Source organism: Pseudonocardia sp., from assembly GCF_050246655.1.
In the GTDB taxonomy this organism is placed as follows: domain Bacteria; phylum Actinomycetota; class Actinomycetes; order Mycobacteriales; family Pseudonocardiaceae; genus Pseudonocardia.
Genome location: NZ_JBFWVQ010000019.1, coordinates 23,085 through 38,087 on the forward strand (window position 1 = coordinate 23,085; position 15,003 = coordinate 38,087).

General features: G+C 76.7%; 11 protein-coding genes and 1 riboswitch. Of the genes, 3 read left to right on the forward strand and 8 right to left on the reverse strand.

From position 1 onward, the window contains the following. Window position 1 precedes the first annotated feature (1 nt). Genes cobM through cobN form a run of 8 tightly spaced genes read right to left on the reverse strand, consistent with a single transcriptional unit; the run spans window position 2 to window position 11,974 of the window. Window positions 2-745, reverse strand: a complete 744-nt coding sequence (gene cobM, locus AB7J25_RS09350) for a precorrin-4 C(11)-methyltransferase (RefSeq protein ID WP_428507176.1) — start codon at window positions 743-745, stop codon at window positions 2-4. Continuing rightward, window positions 742-1,986 (reverse strand): precorrin-6y C5,15-methyltransferase (decarboxylating) subunit CbiE, encoded by a 1,245-nt coding sequence (cbiE, locus tag AB7J25_RS09355; protein ID WP_428507178.1) that lies wholly within the window; start codon window positions 1,984-1,986, stop codon window positions 742-744. Before cbiE ends, cobM begins: the two co-directional genes overlap by 4 nt. Continuing rightward, window positions 1,986-3,767, reverse strand: a complete 1,782-nt coding sequence (gene cobT / locus AB7J25_RS09360; RefSeq protein WP_428507180.1) for a nicotinate-nucleotide--dimethylbenzimidazole phosphoribosyltransferase — start codon at window positions 3,765-3,767, stop codon at window positions 1,986-1,988. The genes cbiE and cobT overlap by 1 nt, the downstream gene beginning before the upstream one ends. Next, window positions 3,761-4,270 carry an SAM-dependent methyltransferase gene (locus tag AB7J25_RS09365; protein ID WP_428507181.1) on the reverse strand — a complete coding sequence of 170 codons (510 nt, stop codon included), beginning with the start codon at window positions 4,268-4,270 and terminating at the stop codon, window positions 3,761-3,763. The genes cobT and AB7J25_RS09365 overlap by 7 nt, the downstream gene beginning before the upstream one ends. A gap of 26 nt (window positions 4,271-4,296) precedes the next feature. After that, window positions 4,297-6,390 (reverse strand): aminodeoxychorismate synthase component I, encoded by a 2,094-nt coding sequence (locus AB7J25_RS09370; protein WP_428507183.1) that lies wholly within the window; start codon window positions 6,388-6,390, stop codon window positions 4,297-4,299. Then, on the reverse strand, window positions 6,387-6,962 hold the full coding sequence (locus AB7J25_RS09375; RefSeq protein WP_428507185.1) for a histidine phosphatase family protein: 576 nt from the start codon (window positions 6,960-6,962) through the stop codon (window positions 6,387-6,389). The genes AB7J25_RS09370 and AB7J25_RS09375 overlap by 4 nt, the downstream gene beginning before the upstream one ends. Then, window positions 6,959-8,335, reverse strand: a complete 1,377-nt coding sequence (locus AB7J25_RS09380; RefSeq protein ID WP_428507187.1) for a cobyrinate a,c-diamide synthase — start codon at window positions 8,333-8,335, stop codon at window positions 6,959-6,961. Before AB7J25_RS09380 ends, AB7J25_RS09375 begins: the two co-directional genes overlap by 4 nt. Window positions 8,336-8,341: 6 nt before the next feature. Then, window positions 8,342-11,974, reverse strand: coding sequence for a cobaltochelatase subunit CobN (gene cobN, locus AB7J25_RS09385; protein ID WP_428507189.1), 3,633 nt, complete (start codon window positions 11,972-11,974; stop codon window positions 8,342-8,344). 115 nt (window positions 11,975-12,089) lie between these two features. Next, a riboswitch (cobalamin riboswitch) is annotated at window positions 12,090-12,214 on the reverse strand. A 155-nt stretch (window positions 12,215-12,369) separates the two neighbouring features. Between cobN and AB7J25_RS09390 the strand changes: the two genes are divergently transcribed. From AB7J25_RS09390 to AB7J25_RS09400, 3 genes are all read left to right on the forward strand, one after another. After that, entirely contained in the window at window positions 12,370-12,993 is a 624-nt protein-coding gene (locus AB7J25_RS09390) for an HPP family protein (RefSeq protein ID WP_428507191.1), read from the forward strand. A gap of 5 nt (window positions 12,994-12,998) precedes the next feature. Next, window positions 12,999-13,901, forward strand: coding sequence for a bifunctional methylenetetrahydrofolate dehydrogenase/methenyltetrahydrofolate cyclohydrolase (locus AB7J25_RS09395; RefSeq protein ID WP_428507193.1), 903 nt, complete (start codon window positions 12,999-13,001; stop codon window positions 13,899-13,901). A gap of 125 nt (window positions 13,902-14,026) precedes the next feature. Further along, window positions 14,027-15,001, forward strand: a complete 975-nt coding sequence (locus AB7J25_RS09400; RefSeq protein ID WP_428507195.1) for an Acg family FMN-binding oxidoreductase — start codon at window positions 14,027-14,029, stop codon at window positions 14,999-15,001. Window positions 15,002-15,003 lie beyond the last annotated feature (2 nt).

Sequence of the window (15,003 nt, forward strand, 5' to 3'; positions counted from 1 at the left end):
GTCAGGCGCGGCAGCGGGCGTCGGAGTAGAGGTGGCTGTCCGGGAAGTGCCCGGCCGCCAGGGCCTGCCCCACGACGATCACGGCGGTGCGCCGGATCCCCGCGGCCGCGACCAGGTCGGCGATGTCGTCGAGCCGACCGCGCAGCACCCGCTCGTGCTCGCGGCTCGCATGGGCGACCACCGCGGCCGGGCAGTCCGGCCCGTGGCTGCCGACCAGCTCCTTCGCGACCTCCTCGATCCGGTGCACCGCCAGGTGCAGCACCACGGTGCCGGCCGCGGCGCCCAGGGCCGCGAGGCCCTCACCGGGCGGCATCGGGGTGGCCCGGGCGGCGATGCGGGTCAGCGTGACGGTCTGGGCGACCCCCGGGACGGTGAGCTCACGGCGCAGCGCCGCCGCTGCGGCGGCGTAGGCGGGCACGCCCGGGCAGACGTCGTAGGGCACGCCCGCGGCGTCGAGACGGCGCATCTGCTCGGCCATCGCGGAGAACACGGCGGGATCCCCCGATGCCAGGCGGGCGACGTCCAGGCCGTGCGCGTGCGCGCCGATCATCTCGTCGACGATCGCGCCGAGCGTCATCAGCGCGGTGTCGACCCGGCGCGCGCCGGGCGGGCAGAACGCGAGCATCTCCTCGGGCACGAGGCTGCCGGCGTACAGGCAGACCGGCGAGGCGGCGATCAGGTCCCGCGCGCGCAGGGTCAGCAGGTCCACGGCGCCGGGACCGGCCCCGATGAAGTGCACCGTCATCGTGTCGACTCCTGCGGTTCGGCGGGCTTGTCCACGCACCACGTCGTGACGGGCATCCCGGGCCGCCAGCCGGTGAAGCCCCCGACCGGCGCGGCACGGGACACGGCGATCCTGGTCAGCGTCCCGCCGAGGCGGGCGCGGCCGTCCGCGAGCACCGCCTCCGCCTCGACGGTCACGGCGTTCGCGACCAGCCGGCCGCCGGGGCGCAGCGCCGACCAGCACGCGTCCAGCACCCCGGGGGCGGTGATCCCGCCCCCGACGAAGACCGCATCCGGGGCCGGCAACCCGGTCAGCGCCTCAGGTGCCCGGCCGACGACGACCTGCAGGCCCGGAACGCCCAGCCGGGCCGCGTTGGCGGCGGCGCGCTCCGCGCGCGCGGGATGTGACTCGACGGCCACCGCGGCGCACGAGGGATGCGCACGCATCCACTCGATCCCGATGCTGCCCGCCCCGGCTCCGACGTCCCACAGCAGCAACGCCGGCCGCGGGGCGAGCAGCGCGAGCGTCACCGCGCGGACCTCGCTCTTGGTGAGCTGGCCGTCGTGGTCGTAGGCCTCGTCGGGCAGTCCTGGGGTCTCGCCGAGCACGCGGGTCCGCGGCATGGCGACGCACTCCACCCCGATGACGTTGAGCGCGTCGCCGGGCGGGTGCGGCCAGTCCGCGGCGGTGCCCTCCCGGCGCCGCTCGTCCGGCCCGCCGAGCTGCTCCAGCACCACGAGCCGGCTGGGCCCGTAGCCGTCCGCGGCGAGCAGCGCGGCGAGCTCGCCCGGGGTCTGCGCCCCGGTGCTGAGTACGAGCACGCGGCGGCCGGGCCCGAGCGCGCGACGGACCGCGGGCAGCGGCCGGGTCACCGCGCTCACCACCGTGACGTCCTCGGCGGGCCAGCCCAGCCGCGCGCACGCCAGCGCCGCCGACGACGGGTGCGGGACCACCCGGATCCGGTCCGGGCCGAGCAGCCGGGCCAGGGTGGCGCCGATCCCGTGGAACATCGGGTCGCCGCTCGCGAGCACGCAGACCGTGCGGCCGGCACCGTCGACATGGTGGCCCAGCAGGCCGGGCAGGGCGGGCAGCATCGGCGAGGGCCAGGCCACCTGCTCGGCGCCGGTGTGGTCGGCGACCAGCTCCAGCTGGCGCTTCCCGCCCAGGACGACCTCGGCCGCCCGGACCGCACGGCGACCCTCCTCGCCCAGGGTCGCCCATCCGCCCGCGCCGATGCCGACGACCGTGACCGTCCCGGGCACTACGCGTCCTTGTCGGAGACGCCGGCGGAGTCGAACGTGGCGACGTCGTGCAGCGCCCGCACCGCGCCCTGGACGACCGGCTGGGCGAGCAGCGCGCCCGTGCCCTCGCCCAGCCGCATCCCGAGGTCGAGCAGCGGCTCCAGGCCGAGGTGCGCCAGCGCGATCCGGTGACCCGGCTCGGCGGAGCAGTGCCCGGCCACGCAGAAGTCGACGGCGTCGCGGCGCAGCGCCGCCGCCACGAGCGCCGCTGCCCCGGCGTTGACCCCGTCGAGCAGCACCGGCACCCGCAGCGCCGCCGCCCCGAGCACGAACCCGGCGAGCCCCGCGTGCTCCAGCCCGCCGACCGCGGCCAGCACGCCGACCGGATCGGCCGGGTCCGGCCGGTGCAGCTCCAGCGCGCGGCGGACGACCGCGGTCTTGCGGTCCAGCGTGGCGTCGTCGATACCGGTGCCGCGCCCGGTCGCCACCGCCGGGTCCGCCCCGGTGAAGGCACAGATCAGGGCGGCGGCAGCGGTCGTGTTGGCGATGCCCATGTCGCCGGTGACGAGCAGCCGGTTCCCGGCCGTCACCAGGTCGCGGGCGGTCTCGATGCCGACCTCGACCGCCCGCCGGGCCTGGTCGCGGGTCATCGCGGGCCCGGCGAGCATGTCCGCCGTGCCGTCCGCGACCCGCCGCGGCAGCAGGCCGGGTACCGGGTCCGGCCCCTGATCCAGCCCGTGGTCCAGCCCGTGATCCAGTACTGAGGCGACACCCACGTCGACCACGCACACCTCGGCCCCCACCTGGCGGGCGAACGCGTTGACGACCGCGCCGCCCGCCAGGAAGTTGCCCACCATCTGGCCGGTGACCTCCTGCGGCCACGGCGTGACGCCCTGCGCGTGCACGCCGTGGTCGGCGGCGAACACCGCGACGGCGGCGGGTTCTGGCATCGGGGGCGGGCAGGCCCCGGCGACCGCCGCGAGCCGCACGGCGAGGTCCTCGACCCGTCCCAGCGCCCCGCGCGGCTTGGTCATCCGGTCCAGCCGGTCGCGGGCGGCGGCCGCCGCCTCGGCGGACGCGGGCTCGATCGCCGCGACCGTCTCCTCGATCAGGTCCATGGGTTCCTCCCCGGGCAGGGCCCGTCGTCCGTAGCTGTCGTGGTGGACGGCCCAGGCCAGCGGCCTGCGCCGGGCCCAGCCCGCCGCGGCGAGCTCGGGTTCGGCGGGGAACGCGGCGACGTGCCCGACGCACAGGTAGGCGATGACCTCCAGGTGGCCGGGCAGGTCCAGCAACGCCGCCAGCTCGCGGGTGCCGGCGTCGTCGAGGAAGCTCACCCACCCGACGCCGAGGCCCTCCGCCCGGGCGGCCAGCCAGAGGTTCTGCACCGCGAGCGCGGCCGAGTACGGCGCCATCTGCGGCTGGGTGGCCCGGCCGAGCACGTGCCGCCCGCCGCGCGTGCGGTCGCAGGTGACCACGACGTTGAGCGGCGTGTCGAGGATCGCCTCGATCTTCAGGCCGCGGAACGCGGCGGCCCGCCCGCCCGGCAGCGCGGCGGCGTAGGCCTCGCGCTGCCGCACGACGAGCCGCTGCACCCGCTCCCGCACTGCCCGGTCGCGGACCACGACGAAGTCCCACGGCTGGGAGAACCCGACGCTCGGCGCCGCGTGTGCTGCGGCGAGCATCCGGCCCAGCACGGTGTCGTCGACGGGCACGTCGGGCCGAAACCCCGTCCGGACGTCGCGGCGCCCCTCGACGACCCGGTAGAAGGCCCGGCGGGCGGCGTCGGCCTCGGCGCTCAGCACGGCGCGCTCCGCTCGGGTGCCGATGCGATGGTCGGCGGGACCTCCTGCGTCGCGCACATCCCGGGCACGAAGCCCGTCTCGACCGGGCCGGCGAGCCGGCGCACCGCCTCGGCGAGCCGCCCGAAAGGGGACCGGATCCCCGGGCCGCCGACCGTCGCGAGGACCGCGGTGCCGCCGGGATGGCCGAGGAACCACTCCCCGATCCGCGCCGCGACACCGTCCCAGCCCACGCCGTGACCCGGCCCACCGTGGCCGGGGAGGACCAGCGGCTCGACCCGCCACGCCTCGACGTAGTGCAGCACGACGCGCTCGGCCGTGCCGGTCTCGTCCGGGCTCGTCACCAGGACGAAGACGACATCGGCCGCGGCGAGCGCCTCCACCGCGCGGACGGTGACGAGATCCGGATCACCCGGTCCTGTCCCCACCCCCACGAGCTGCCCGAGTGACACCCTGCTGCCGTCACCGGCCCGTGCCACCGGTAGGACCGACCGTTCCTGGACCATCCTGCCTCCCCGGTCGTGCTCCGATCTCATGCCGGCCCCACCGTCCCGACCGCTGCCCCGACCACCGCCCCGGCCACGTCCGCAGCCCCGGCGGGCTCCGCGGCGACCAGGCGGAGCACCTCGCGCAGCGCGGGATGCGGGTCGCCCCACACGGCGACGTCCGCCACCCGGGGCACCCACCGCGGGCCGCGCAACGCGTTGGTGACGAACGCACCGTCGGCCCGGGCGAGATCGGCCAGGTCCAGCACCGCGAGCTCGTACGGGACTCCCGCCCCGTCGAGCCGGTCGAGGACGGCCTGGCGCCCCACGCCGGGCAACAGCCGCCCGTCCAGCGGCGGCGTACGCACGACCCCGCCGCGGACGACGAAGACGTTGGACCGGGTCGTCTCCAGCAGCAGGCCGCGGTCGTCGACGAGGAGCGCCTCGACGCCGGGGGGCAGGCCCGCCTCGATCCGGTCGATCCAGCGCCGGTCGGCCCACTTGTGCGGATGCGCACCCGCCGCGTCGAGGGTGTGCACGACCAGCCCGGTGCCCGTCCGGCGGGCGGCGAACGGCTCCACCCGCACCTCGACGCGGCCGGGGTCGTCGGGGCGCGCGGTGATCCGTGCCACCTGGTGGCGTGGCGCGCCGGCAGGCGCCGACGCGGCGGCGCGTACCGCGGCTCCGATGTCGGCGTGCAGGGTCTCGCCGTAGCACTCCCAGTAGGACCGCTGCAGCCGCCCGACGTGCTCGGCCAGCCGCACCGGGCGGCCGTCGACCAGCAGCAGGGTCTCCCGCAGCCCGGCGGCCGGGTCGACCCGGGGCGCACCGCGCGGGGCACGGCGGGGTCGCAGGTCCGTGCAGCCGAGGGTCTCCAGGATCGGCGCCGCCTTGTCCAGGCACTCCCGCCACTCGCGCCACGGCGCCGAGTCGACGGTGATCCCGCCGCCGACCCCGAGCCGGGTGCGGCCGCCTGCGGCCACCTCCAGCGTGCGGATGGTCACCGCCAGCTCGAGCCCGGCGAGCGGTCCGGCATAGCCCATCGCCCCGGTGAAGAGCCCGCGCGCAGCGTCCTCCACCTCCTCGATGATCTCGACCGCGCGGATCTTGGGCGCGCCGGTGACCGACCCGGGTGGGAACGCCGCCCGGACGAGGTCGGCGTCGTCGTGGCCCGCCGCGAGCTCGCCCGCCACCGAGGAGACCAGGTGCCACACGCCCGGGTGGGGCTGCACCGACAGCAGCTCGGGCACCGTCACCGAGCCCGTCCGGCACACTCGGGCCAGGTCGTTGCGCACCAGGTCGACGATCATGACGTTCTCCGCGGCGTCCTTCTCGGAGCCGCCGAGGAGCACCCGCTCGCGCTCGTCGTCGCGGCCGCCGACGCGCGGCCGCGTGCCCTTGATCGGCCGGCTGCGGACCGTGCGGCCGGCGCGGATCAGGAACTGCTCGGGGCTCGCCCCCACGGCCGTGCAGCCCGGCTCGGCGACGAGGCCGGCGTGCTCGGGGTCGAACCGTTCGACCAGGCGCGCCCAGGCGTCGTGCGGGGAGCCCGAGAGCTGCAGGTCCAGGGACGTCGCGATGTTGGCCTGGTAGATGTCCCCGCGGCGGATGGCCTGCTGGCAGCGCTCCACCGCGGCGAGGTGGCGGGCCGGATCCGGCCGGCCGCGCAACCGCAGCCGGGCGGGCGGCAGGCTGGTCGGGCGGAGGAGGTCGGTGAGCAGGGCGGCGCGGCGGGCCAGCAGGGCGTCCTCGTCGTCCCCGGCGCCGACCAGCGCCTCGTGCCACCAGCGGCGGCCGTCGTGTCTCAGGACATCGGGGTACCAGCCGAGGCTGGCCGCGGGCACGCCGGCGTCGCGGGTACCGGAGAAGGCGAGGTAGCCGAACCAGCCGCCGCCGACGGCGTCCGGGTGCGCGGGGTCCGGCGCGACCTCCGGCACCAGCGCCAGCACCCCGGCCGGATCCTCCCCTGCCGGGACGTGGACGACCCGCTGCGGGTCGCACGTCACCAGCGCCCCCCGCGACCACGCCCCCGACCAGGCCGTGACGCGGGTCCGGTGCGCGAGCCGGCGCACCGCCTCGGCGACGGTCACCTCGACGGCCAGCGGCGCGACGACCAGCCTGGCCCACCCCGCCCCGCTCATCGGACCCCCACCGGGGCGGGCCGCGGTACCGCGACCGCGTGCACGCTGCCGTTGCCCGGCAGCTCCCGGGGCATGGCCTCCGGCGGGTGCCCGGCCAGCACGGCGAGCAGGGCGCGCACGGTCTCGCCGTGGGTCACGACGACCAGGTCGCCGTCCGGGAGCGGCTCGCGATGCAGGCGGCCGACGAGCGCGGCGACCCGGGCGTGCAGGCTGCGGGCGGTCTCCCCGCCCGGCGGCGCCCAGTCCGGGCCCGCCGCCGCCAGGAGCGGCCCGTACACGGCGCTCGGCCGCCCCTCCCAGCATCCGTGGGCCTGCTCGCGCAGCGCCGGTTCGGGACGGACGGCGAGCCCGTGCCGCGCAGCCACGACCTCGGCGGTCTCCCGGCAGCGGCGCTGGTCGCTGGTGAGCACGGCGGCCACGGAGGCGCCCGCGAGCGCCGCGGCGACCGCGCACGACTGCTGTCCCCCGCGCATGGTCAGGCCCACGTCGGCGGTACGGCCCTGGAGCAGGCCGGCGGCGTTCCACATGCTCTCACCGTGCCGGACCAGGTGCCAGCGCACGCATGCGGTCACCGCCCGACCACCAGCGCGCCGTGCCCGGACGGCCGGGAGGTGGCGGCACGCTCCACCAAGCGGGCGACGGCGAGGGGCGCGCCCGCGGGATGGGTGTGCAGGAACGAGGCGTGCACCCCGCGGCTGACGAACCCCTCCGTCCGGCCTTCCCACCACCAGGCGGCCGTGGTGCCCCGGGCCGGCGTGACCGTGCAGTGGTGGAACTCGTGGCCGGTGACGTGGGTGCCGCGCGCGAACACCGGCGAGGCGGCGACCGCGACCGCGTCCCGGTAGCCGAGCGTGAGCCGGCCGGTCATCGCCGCCGACGCCGGCAGCACCCCGCACATGGGCGCGCCCGCCAGGTCGCGGCACAGGTACAGCAGTCCCCCGCACTCGGCGTGCACGGGCGCGCCGGACCGCGCCAGCGCCTGCACGGCGGCGCGCAGGGGGGCGTTGGCGCCGAGGTCGGCCACGTGCTCCTCGGGGAAGCCGCCCGGCAGCACCAGCGCGGCGGTGCCCTCGGGCAGTGACTCGGCCCGCAGGGGGTCGAACACGGCGATCTCCGCGCCCGCCGCGCGCAGCAGCTCGGTGTGCTCGGCGTAGCCGAAGGTGAACGCGGGCCCGCCCGCCACCGCCACGACGGGCGCGCCGGGCACGGGCGGTCCGACCTCAGCCGCCGGGTCCCAGACCGGCCCCGCCGGCAGGGGCGAGGCGAGCCGCAGCACGGCGCCGAGGTCGACGTGCTCGCCGACGACGTCGGCCATCTCGTCGACGGCCGCGGCCGCCGCTGCCCCGTGCTCGGCCGCCGTCACCAGTCCCAGGTGCCGCGACGGCACCGCCAACGCCGGCAGCCGCGGGAGGGCGCCGAGCACCGGCACCCCGACCTCGGCGCATGCCGTGCGGAGCACCGCGGCGTGCCGCTCGCCGCCGACCCGGTTGAGGACGACCCCCGCGAGCCGCACCGACGGGTCGAAGCCGCCGAAGCCGTGCAGCAGCGCCGCCAGGCTGCGGGACTGGCCGCGGGCGTCCACGACCAGCACGACCGGCGCCTCCAGCAGACCCGCGACCTGCGCGGTGGAGCCCGCGCCGTCGCGCACCCGGCCGTCGAACAGCCCCATCACGCCCTCGACGACGGCGATCCGGGCCCCGGTCGATCCGTGGCGCACCAGCGCGGCGATCCGCCCGGGTCCGACCAGCACGGGATCGAGGTTGCGGCCCGGCCGGCCCGTCGCGAGCGCGTGGTAGCCGGGGTCCACGTAGTCCGGCCCGATCTTGAACGGGGCGACCGGGGTGCCCCGGCGGGCCAGCGCCGCCATGAGCCCGGTCGCGACCGTGGTCTTGCCGCTGCCCGACGCGGGGGCGGCGATCACCACGACGCCCGGCTGGTCAGCCATCGACGCTCACCGGCCCTCCAGCTCGCCCTCGGTGTCGAGCAGCGCGGCGCGCAGCGCGTCGAGCGTCGGCTGCTCCGGTGCCGCCCACATCCCGCGGCCCGCCGCCTCGAGCAGCCGCTCGGCCATGCCGTGCAGCGCCCACGGGTTGGACTCGGCGAGGAACTTCCGGTTGTCGGGGTCCAGCACGTAGGCAGCCGACAGCCGCTCGTACATCCAGTCCGCGACGACCCCTGCCGTCGCGTCGTAGCCGAACAGGTAGTCGACCGTCGCGGCCATCTCGAACGCGCCCTTGTAGCCGTGGCGGCGCATCGCCTCGATCCAGCGCGGGTTGACCACCCGGGCGCGGAACACGCGCGCGGTCTCCTCGTGCAGGCTGCGGGTCCGGACGGCCGACGGCGTGGTGGAGTCGCCGAGGTAGGCCTGCGGTGCCGTGCCGGTCAGCGCGCGGACCGTGGCGATCATGCCGCCGTGGTACTGGTAGTAGTCGTCGGAGTCGGCGATGTCGTGCTCGCGGGTATCGACGTTCTTGGCCGCCACGGCGATCCGCCGGTACGCCGCCTGCATGTCGTCGCGGGCGGGGGTGCCGTCGAGCCCGCGCCCGTAGGCGTAGCCGCCCCAGGTCATGTAGACCTCGGCGAGGTCGGCGTCGTCGCGCCAGTTGCGCGAGTCCACCAGCTGCAGCAGGCCCGCCCCGTACGTGCCGGGCTTGGAGCCGAAGATCCGCGCGGTGGCGCGGCGGCGGTCCCCGGTGCGCGCCTCGTCCTCGGCCACGTGTGCGCGGACGAAGTTCCGCTCGGGCGGCTCGTCCAGCGCGGCGACGAGCCGTACCGCATCGTCGAGCAGCGCGAGCACGTGCGGGAAGGCGTCGCGGAAGAACCCCGAGATCCGCACCGTCACGTCGATGCGCGGCCTGCCCAGCTCGGCGAGGTCGATCACCTCGAGGTGCGTGACGCGCCGGCTCGCCTCGTCCCAGACCGGCCGCACGCCCAGCAGCGCCAGCACCTCGGCGACGTCGTCCCCGGAGGTGCGCATCGCGCTCGTGCCCCACACCGAGAGGCCGACCGAGCGCGGCCAGTCGCCGTGGTCGCGGCGGTAGCGGTCCAGCAGGGACTCGGCCATGACCTGCCCGGTCTCCCACGCCAGCCGCGACGGGACGGCCTTGGGGTCGACCGAGTAGAAGTTGCGCCCGGTGGGGAGCACGTTGACCAGGCCGCGCAGCGGTGATCCGGACGGTCCCGCGGGCACGAACCCGCCGTCGAGCGCGTGCAGCACCCGCTCGATCTCCAGCGCGGTGCCGGCGAGCCGGGGCACGATCTCCTCGGCGGCGAACCGCAGGATCCGCTCGACGAGGGCGGCCTCCGGGCGTCCCGGCAGCCGGGCCGCGACGATCCCGCCCGCGGCGTAAGGGTCCCAGTCGCGCGCCTCCATCGCCGCCACGAGGTCGCGGGCCAGCTCCTCGACCCGGTCGGTCTCGGCCGTCGGTGCCGAGCCGTCCTCGGGCAGGCCGAGCACGGTCCGCAGGCCGGGCAGGCTCTCCACCCCGCCCCACAGCTGCCGCGCGCGCAGCATCGCGAGGACGAGGTCGACGCGCGGCTCGCCCTCGGGAGCGGCGCCCAGCACGTGCAGGCCGTCGCGGATCTGCGCGTCCTTGATCTCGCACAGCCAGCCGTCGACGTGCAGCAGGAAGTCGTCGAACTCGGCGTCGTGCGGTCGCGCGGTGAGCCCGAGGTCGTGGTCGAGGCGGGCGGCCTGCAGCAGCGTCCAGATCTGCTGGCGGACGGCGGGCAGCTTCGCCGGGTCGAGCGATGCGACGGCTGCGTGCTCGTCGAGCAACTGTTCCAGCCGGGCGATGTCGCCGTAGGTCTCCGCGCGCGCCATCGGCGGGATGAGGTGGTCGACCAGCGTCGCGTGCGCCCGCCGCTTGGCCTGCGTGCCCTCCCCCGGGTCGTTGACCAGGAACGGGTAGATCAGCGGCAGGTCGCCCAGCGCGGCGTCGCTCGCGCACGACGCGCTCATCCCGAGCGTCTTTCCCGGCAGCCACTCCAGGTTGCCGTGCTTGCCCAGGTGGACCACGGCGTCGGCGCCGAACCCGCCGTCGGCTGCGGGCGCGGCGAGCCAGCGGTAGGCCGCGAGGTAGTGGTGCGACGGCGGCAGGTCCGGGTCGTGGTAGACCGCCACCGGGTTCTCGCCGAACCCGCGCGGCGGCTGCACCATCAGCACGACATTGCCCGCGCGCAGCGCCGCGACCACGATCTCGCCGTCCGGATCGGCGCTGCGGTCGACGTAGAGCTCGCCCGGCGCCGGGCCCCAGTGCCGCTCGACGGACTCCCGCAGATCCGCCGGGAGGCCCGCGAACCAGCTGCGGTACCGGGCAGCGGAGATCCGCACCGGGTTGCCCTCCAGCTGCTCCTGGGAGAGCCACTCCGGGTCCTGGCCGCCCGCGGCGATCAGCGCGTGGACGAGCGCGTCGCCGTCCCGCGCGGCGACCCCCGGCAGGGCGTCCGGGCCGTCGAGGGGGCCCACGTCGTAGCCGGCGTCGCGCAGCGCCGCGAGCAGCGCGACCGCGCTCGCCGGGGTGTCCAGGCCGACCGCGTTACCGATCCGCGCGTGCGAGGTCGGGTACGCCGACAGCATCAGCACGATCCGGCGGTCCCCGGGCGGGACGTGGCGCAGCCGGGCATGCCGCACGGCGATGCCCGCCACGCGGGCGGCCCGTTCGGGGTCGGGCACGTAGGTCGAGAGCCCGTCCGCGTCGATCTCCTTGAAGGAGAACGGCACCGTGATCAGCCGGCCGTCGAACTCCGGGACGGCCACCTGCGTGGCGACGTCGAGCGGGGTCAGGCCGTCGTCGCTCGCCGCCCAGCCCGCCCGCCCCGAGGTCGGGCACAGTCCCTGCAGGATCGCGACGTCGAGCGCGGCGAGGTCGGCGACGTCCCACGCCTCGTCGGCACCGCCCGCCGAGGCGGACGCGGGTGTCGTGCCCCCCGCGGCGAGCACCGTGACGACCATCGCGTCGGCCTGCGCCAGGGTCTGCAGCAGGGCCGGTTCGGCCTGGCGCAGCGACGCGCAGTACACCGGCAGCGGCCGCCCGCCCGCATCGTCGATGGCGACGCACAGCGCCTCGACGAAGGCGGTGTTCCCGGCGAGGTGCTGCGCGCGGTAGTAGAGCACGGCCACCGTCGGCCCCTCGACCTCGTGCCCAGCCCGGTCCGGCACAGCCCGGTCCAGCAACCCCCACGCCGGCAGCACCGCGGGCGGCTCGAAGCCGTGCCCTGTCAACAGCACCGTGTCGGAGAGGAACGCGTGCAGCTGCGCCAGGTTGGCGCTGCCGCCCTGGGCCAGGTACGCGTGCGCCTCGGCGGCGACCCCGGCCGGGACCGTCGACAGGCTCATCATCTCCGCGTCGGGCGCCTGCTCGCCGCCGAGCGCGACGACCGGCAGCCCCGAGGCGCGGACGGCGGCGATCCCGTCCTCCCAGTAGCGCTGCCCGCCCAGGATCCGGACGACGACGACCCCGGCCCCCGCGAGCAGCGCCGGCAGGTCGGCCATGGGCACCCGGGCGGGGTTGGCCGTCCGCCAGCCCGCGCCGGAGGCCCGGGCGGACAGCAGATCGGTGTCCGACGTGGACAGCAGCAGCATCGTCGGGGCGTCACCCGGTGACGCGCATGCGCGAGGGCGGCGCACGGCGGTTCCCCTTCCTCGGGATCCTCGTCCCGGCGGTGGAGCGAGCGCGTCGGCGCTCGGGCGGGCAGGGCAGTGTCCTGGCTCCCGGATCGTCGCTCGCCCCGGCCTTCCAGGCGTCACGCGCCCGTGGCCGTCGACGGGGTCCGCTCCCCGGTGACAGTGGCGGGACCGCGCCGGACTCGCACCGGCTTCCTGGTCCCCGCTCGCCTCTTGTGTTGTCGCATCTTGTGTTGTCGCCTCACTGTCGGCGGCAGGGCACTGCGGCGTCAAGGCCACGGCCCGGACCTGCGGGGCCGCTCCCCCGCAGGGGGGAGGACATCGCGGCGGCCCGTTCCTTACGGTCCCTCGGCGTGGGAAGCGGCTCGGGAGTCGGCTCGGAAGTCGGCGCGGGAGTCGACGCGGCATCGGGCATCACCGCTCCCCGCCGCCTGCGGACCTACGCCGCGCGGATGTCCGGCGGCGGGTCCACGGGCGTGCGGGCCGCACCCCGCGAGATCGGTTGGTCGGTGCTCGGGACGCTCCTCGGGCTCACCCTGACCGCCGTCCCGACGCATCTCACGCATATGCCGCCCAGCGCCCAGATGTTCGTCATCGGCTCCTTCGGTTCCTCGGCGGTGCTGCTGTTCGCCGCGCCGTCGGCGCCCTTCTCGCAACCGCGCTGCCTGGTCGGCGGGCACGTGCTGTCCGCGCTCACCGGCGTGACCACCGTCCTGCTGCTGCCCGACGAGGCCGTGTACACGGGAGCCGTGGCGGCGGCCGTTGCGCTCGCGATCATGCAGCTGACCCGGACGGTGCACCCGCCTGCCGGCGCGACCGCCCTGATCGCCGTCGTCGAGCCGCACGTGCGGCAGCTCGGCTACGGCTTCGTGCTGGCACCGGTGCTGGTGGGCGTGCTGATCCTGCTGCTGGTCGCACTCGTCGTGAACAACCTGTCCGCCGATCCGCGGCGGCACTACCCCCGAACCTGGTGGTGAACCCGATGCCTGCCCCCGACACCGTCGCGGCGGCGGTCGACGGCCGCCGAGCACGCACGCTCGACGGCGCCGCGACCGCGGCCGCCGTCAAGGCCGAGCTGGCTGCGCGCGTCGCCCGGCTGCGGGACCGCGGCGTCGTTCCCGGCCTCGGCACGATCCTCGTCGGGGACGACCCCGGCTCGCACTGGTACGTCGCCGGCAAGCACCGCGACTGCGCCGAGATCGGGATCGCGTCGATCCGGATCGACCTGCCGGCCTCCGCGACGCAGGGCGAGATCGAGGACGCCGTAACGACCCTGAACGCCGATCCCGCGTGCACGGCGTACATCGTCCAGCTGCCGCTGCCGGAGGGCCGCGACGAGACCCGGGTGCTCGGGCTCGTCGATCCCGCGAAGGACGCCGACGGCCTGCACCCGGCGAACCTCGGCTGGCTCGTGCTCGGCAGGCCCGCACCGCTGCCGTGCACGCCGAACGGCATCGTCGAGCTGCTGCGCCGCCACGACGTGCCGATCGCGGGTGCGCACGCGGTGGTGATCGGGCGCGGGATCACCGTCGGCCGCCCGCTCGGGCTGCTGCTCACCCGGCGCTCGGAGAACGCGACCGTCACGCTCTGCCACACGGGGACCGCCGACCTGCGCGCCCACGTGCGCGAGGCCGACATCGTCGTCGCCGCGGCGGGCGTGCCGGGCGTCGTGACCGGCGACATGGTGAAGCCCGGGGCAGCGGTCCTCGACGTCGGCGTCTCCCGCGTGGACGGCCGGATCGCCGGTGACGTCGCCGACGACGTCCGCGATGTCGCCGGCTGGGTCTCGCCCAACCCCGGCGGCGTCGGGCCGATGACGCGGGCGATGCTGCTCGCGAACGTCGTCGCGCTCGCGGAGGACGCGCTGCGACCGACCGCCGGGTGACGTTCCCGGCAGCCCTGCGCCGGCCACGCACCGGAGGGCCCGGCGGCTCCCGACCGGGGGCCGCAAGCCCCTGGACCCGGGGCCCGGGATCCCCCATCGTCGGGACGGAGGCGGCAGGAGGGGCGATGGACGACGACCTGATCCGGCGGGCGGTGACGCAGGCGCTGAGGGCGCCGTCCCTGCACAACATCCAGCCGTGGCTCTGGCGGATGGGGGACGGCGTCGTCGAGCTGTACCTCGACACGTCCAGGCGGCTGCCCGCGACGGATCCCCTCGACCGGGAGCTCGTCATCAGCTGCGGGGCTGCGCTGCACCACGTGCAGGTCGCCCTGGCCGGACTCGGCAGCGGCGCACGGGTGCGGCGCCTGCCCGACCCCGACGACCCCGGCCACCTGGCGACGGTGACGACGGTCCCCGGGGTGGTCGACGAGGACCGCGCACTGGCCCCGTACCTGTCCCACCGCCGCACGGACCGGCGCCGCTACAGCGGCTGGCCGGTCCCGGCCGAGACCCTCGGCGAGCTGGCCGAGGTGGCCGACCTGCGCGGGCTCGTCCTCACGGTGGCCGCCGATCCGGAGCAGCGCTGGACGGTGTACCGCGCCGCGGCCCGGGCGGCGGCCGCTGCCGGCGCGGATCCCGCACGGGTCGCCGAGATGGCAGCCTGGAGCGGTCGCCCGGCGGGTGCTGCCGACGGTGTGCCCGCCGCCGCCGCTCCCGACGCGGCACGGATCCCCGGCCAGGTGCCGATGCGCCCCTTCGCCCGGCCGACGCTGGCCCAGCCACCCACCGTGGGCGAACCCGAGGCGGCCGCGCTGCTGGTGCTGTCCACACCCGGCGACACCCGCCTGCAGTGGCTGCGAGCGGGTGAGGCGCTCAGCGCCCTGCTGTTGACGGCGACGCGCGCGGGGCTCGCGACCTGCACGCTCACCGAGCTGCTGGAGAGCGACGAGGCCCGCGCCCTGCTCGCGGAGGCCCTCCTCGGGTCGGGGCAGCTCCGTCCCCAGGTCATGATCCGGGCCGGCTGGCCGCTCGTGGGCGCCGCCGAGCTGCCCGCGACACCGCGCCGCCCGCCGGATGCCGTCATCGTCGCGCTGCCCTGACT

Bases quoted from the DNA above. Each gene is read 5' to 3' on its own strand.
- cobM (WP_428507176.1), bottom strand. From the start codon at position 745: ATGACGGTGCACTTCATCGGGGCCGGTCCCGGCGCCGTGGACCTGCTG.
- AB7J25_RS09365 (WP_428507181.1), bottom strand. From the start codon at position 4,270: ATGGTCCAGGAACGGTCGGTCCTACCGGTGGCACGGGCCGGTGACGGC.
- AB7J25_RS09370 (WP_428507183.1), bottom strand. From the start codon at position 6,390: ATGAGCGGGGCGGGGTGGGCCAGGCTGGTCGTCGCGCCGCTGGCCGTC.
- AB7J25_RS09380 (WP_428507187.1), bottom strand. From the start codon at position 8,335: ATGGCTGACCAGCCGGGCGTCGTGGTGATCGCCGCCCCCGCGTCGGGC.
- cobN (WP_428507189.1), bottom strand. From the start codon at position 11,974: ATGCTGCTGCTGTCCACGTCGGACACCGATCTGCTGTCCGCCCGGGCC.
- AB7J25_RS09395 (WP_428507193.1), top strand. From the start codon at position 12,999: ATGCCTGCCCCCGACACCGTCGCGGCGGCGGTCGACGGCCGCCGAGCA.
- AB7J25_RS09400 (WP_428507195.1), top strand. From the start codon at position 14,027: ATGGACGACGACCTGATCCGGCGGGCGGTGACGCAGGCGCTGAGGGCG.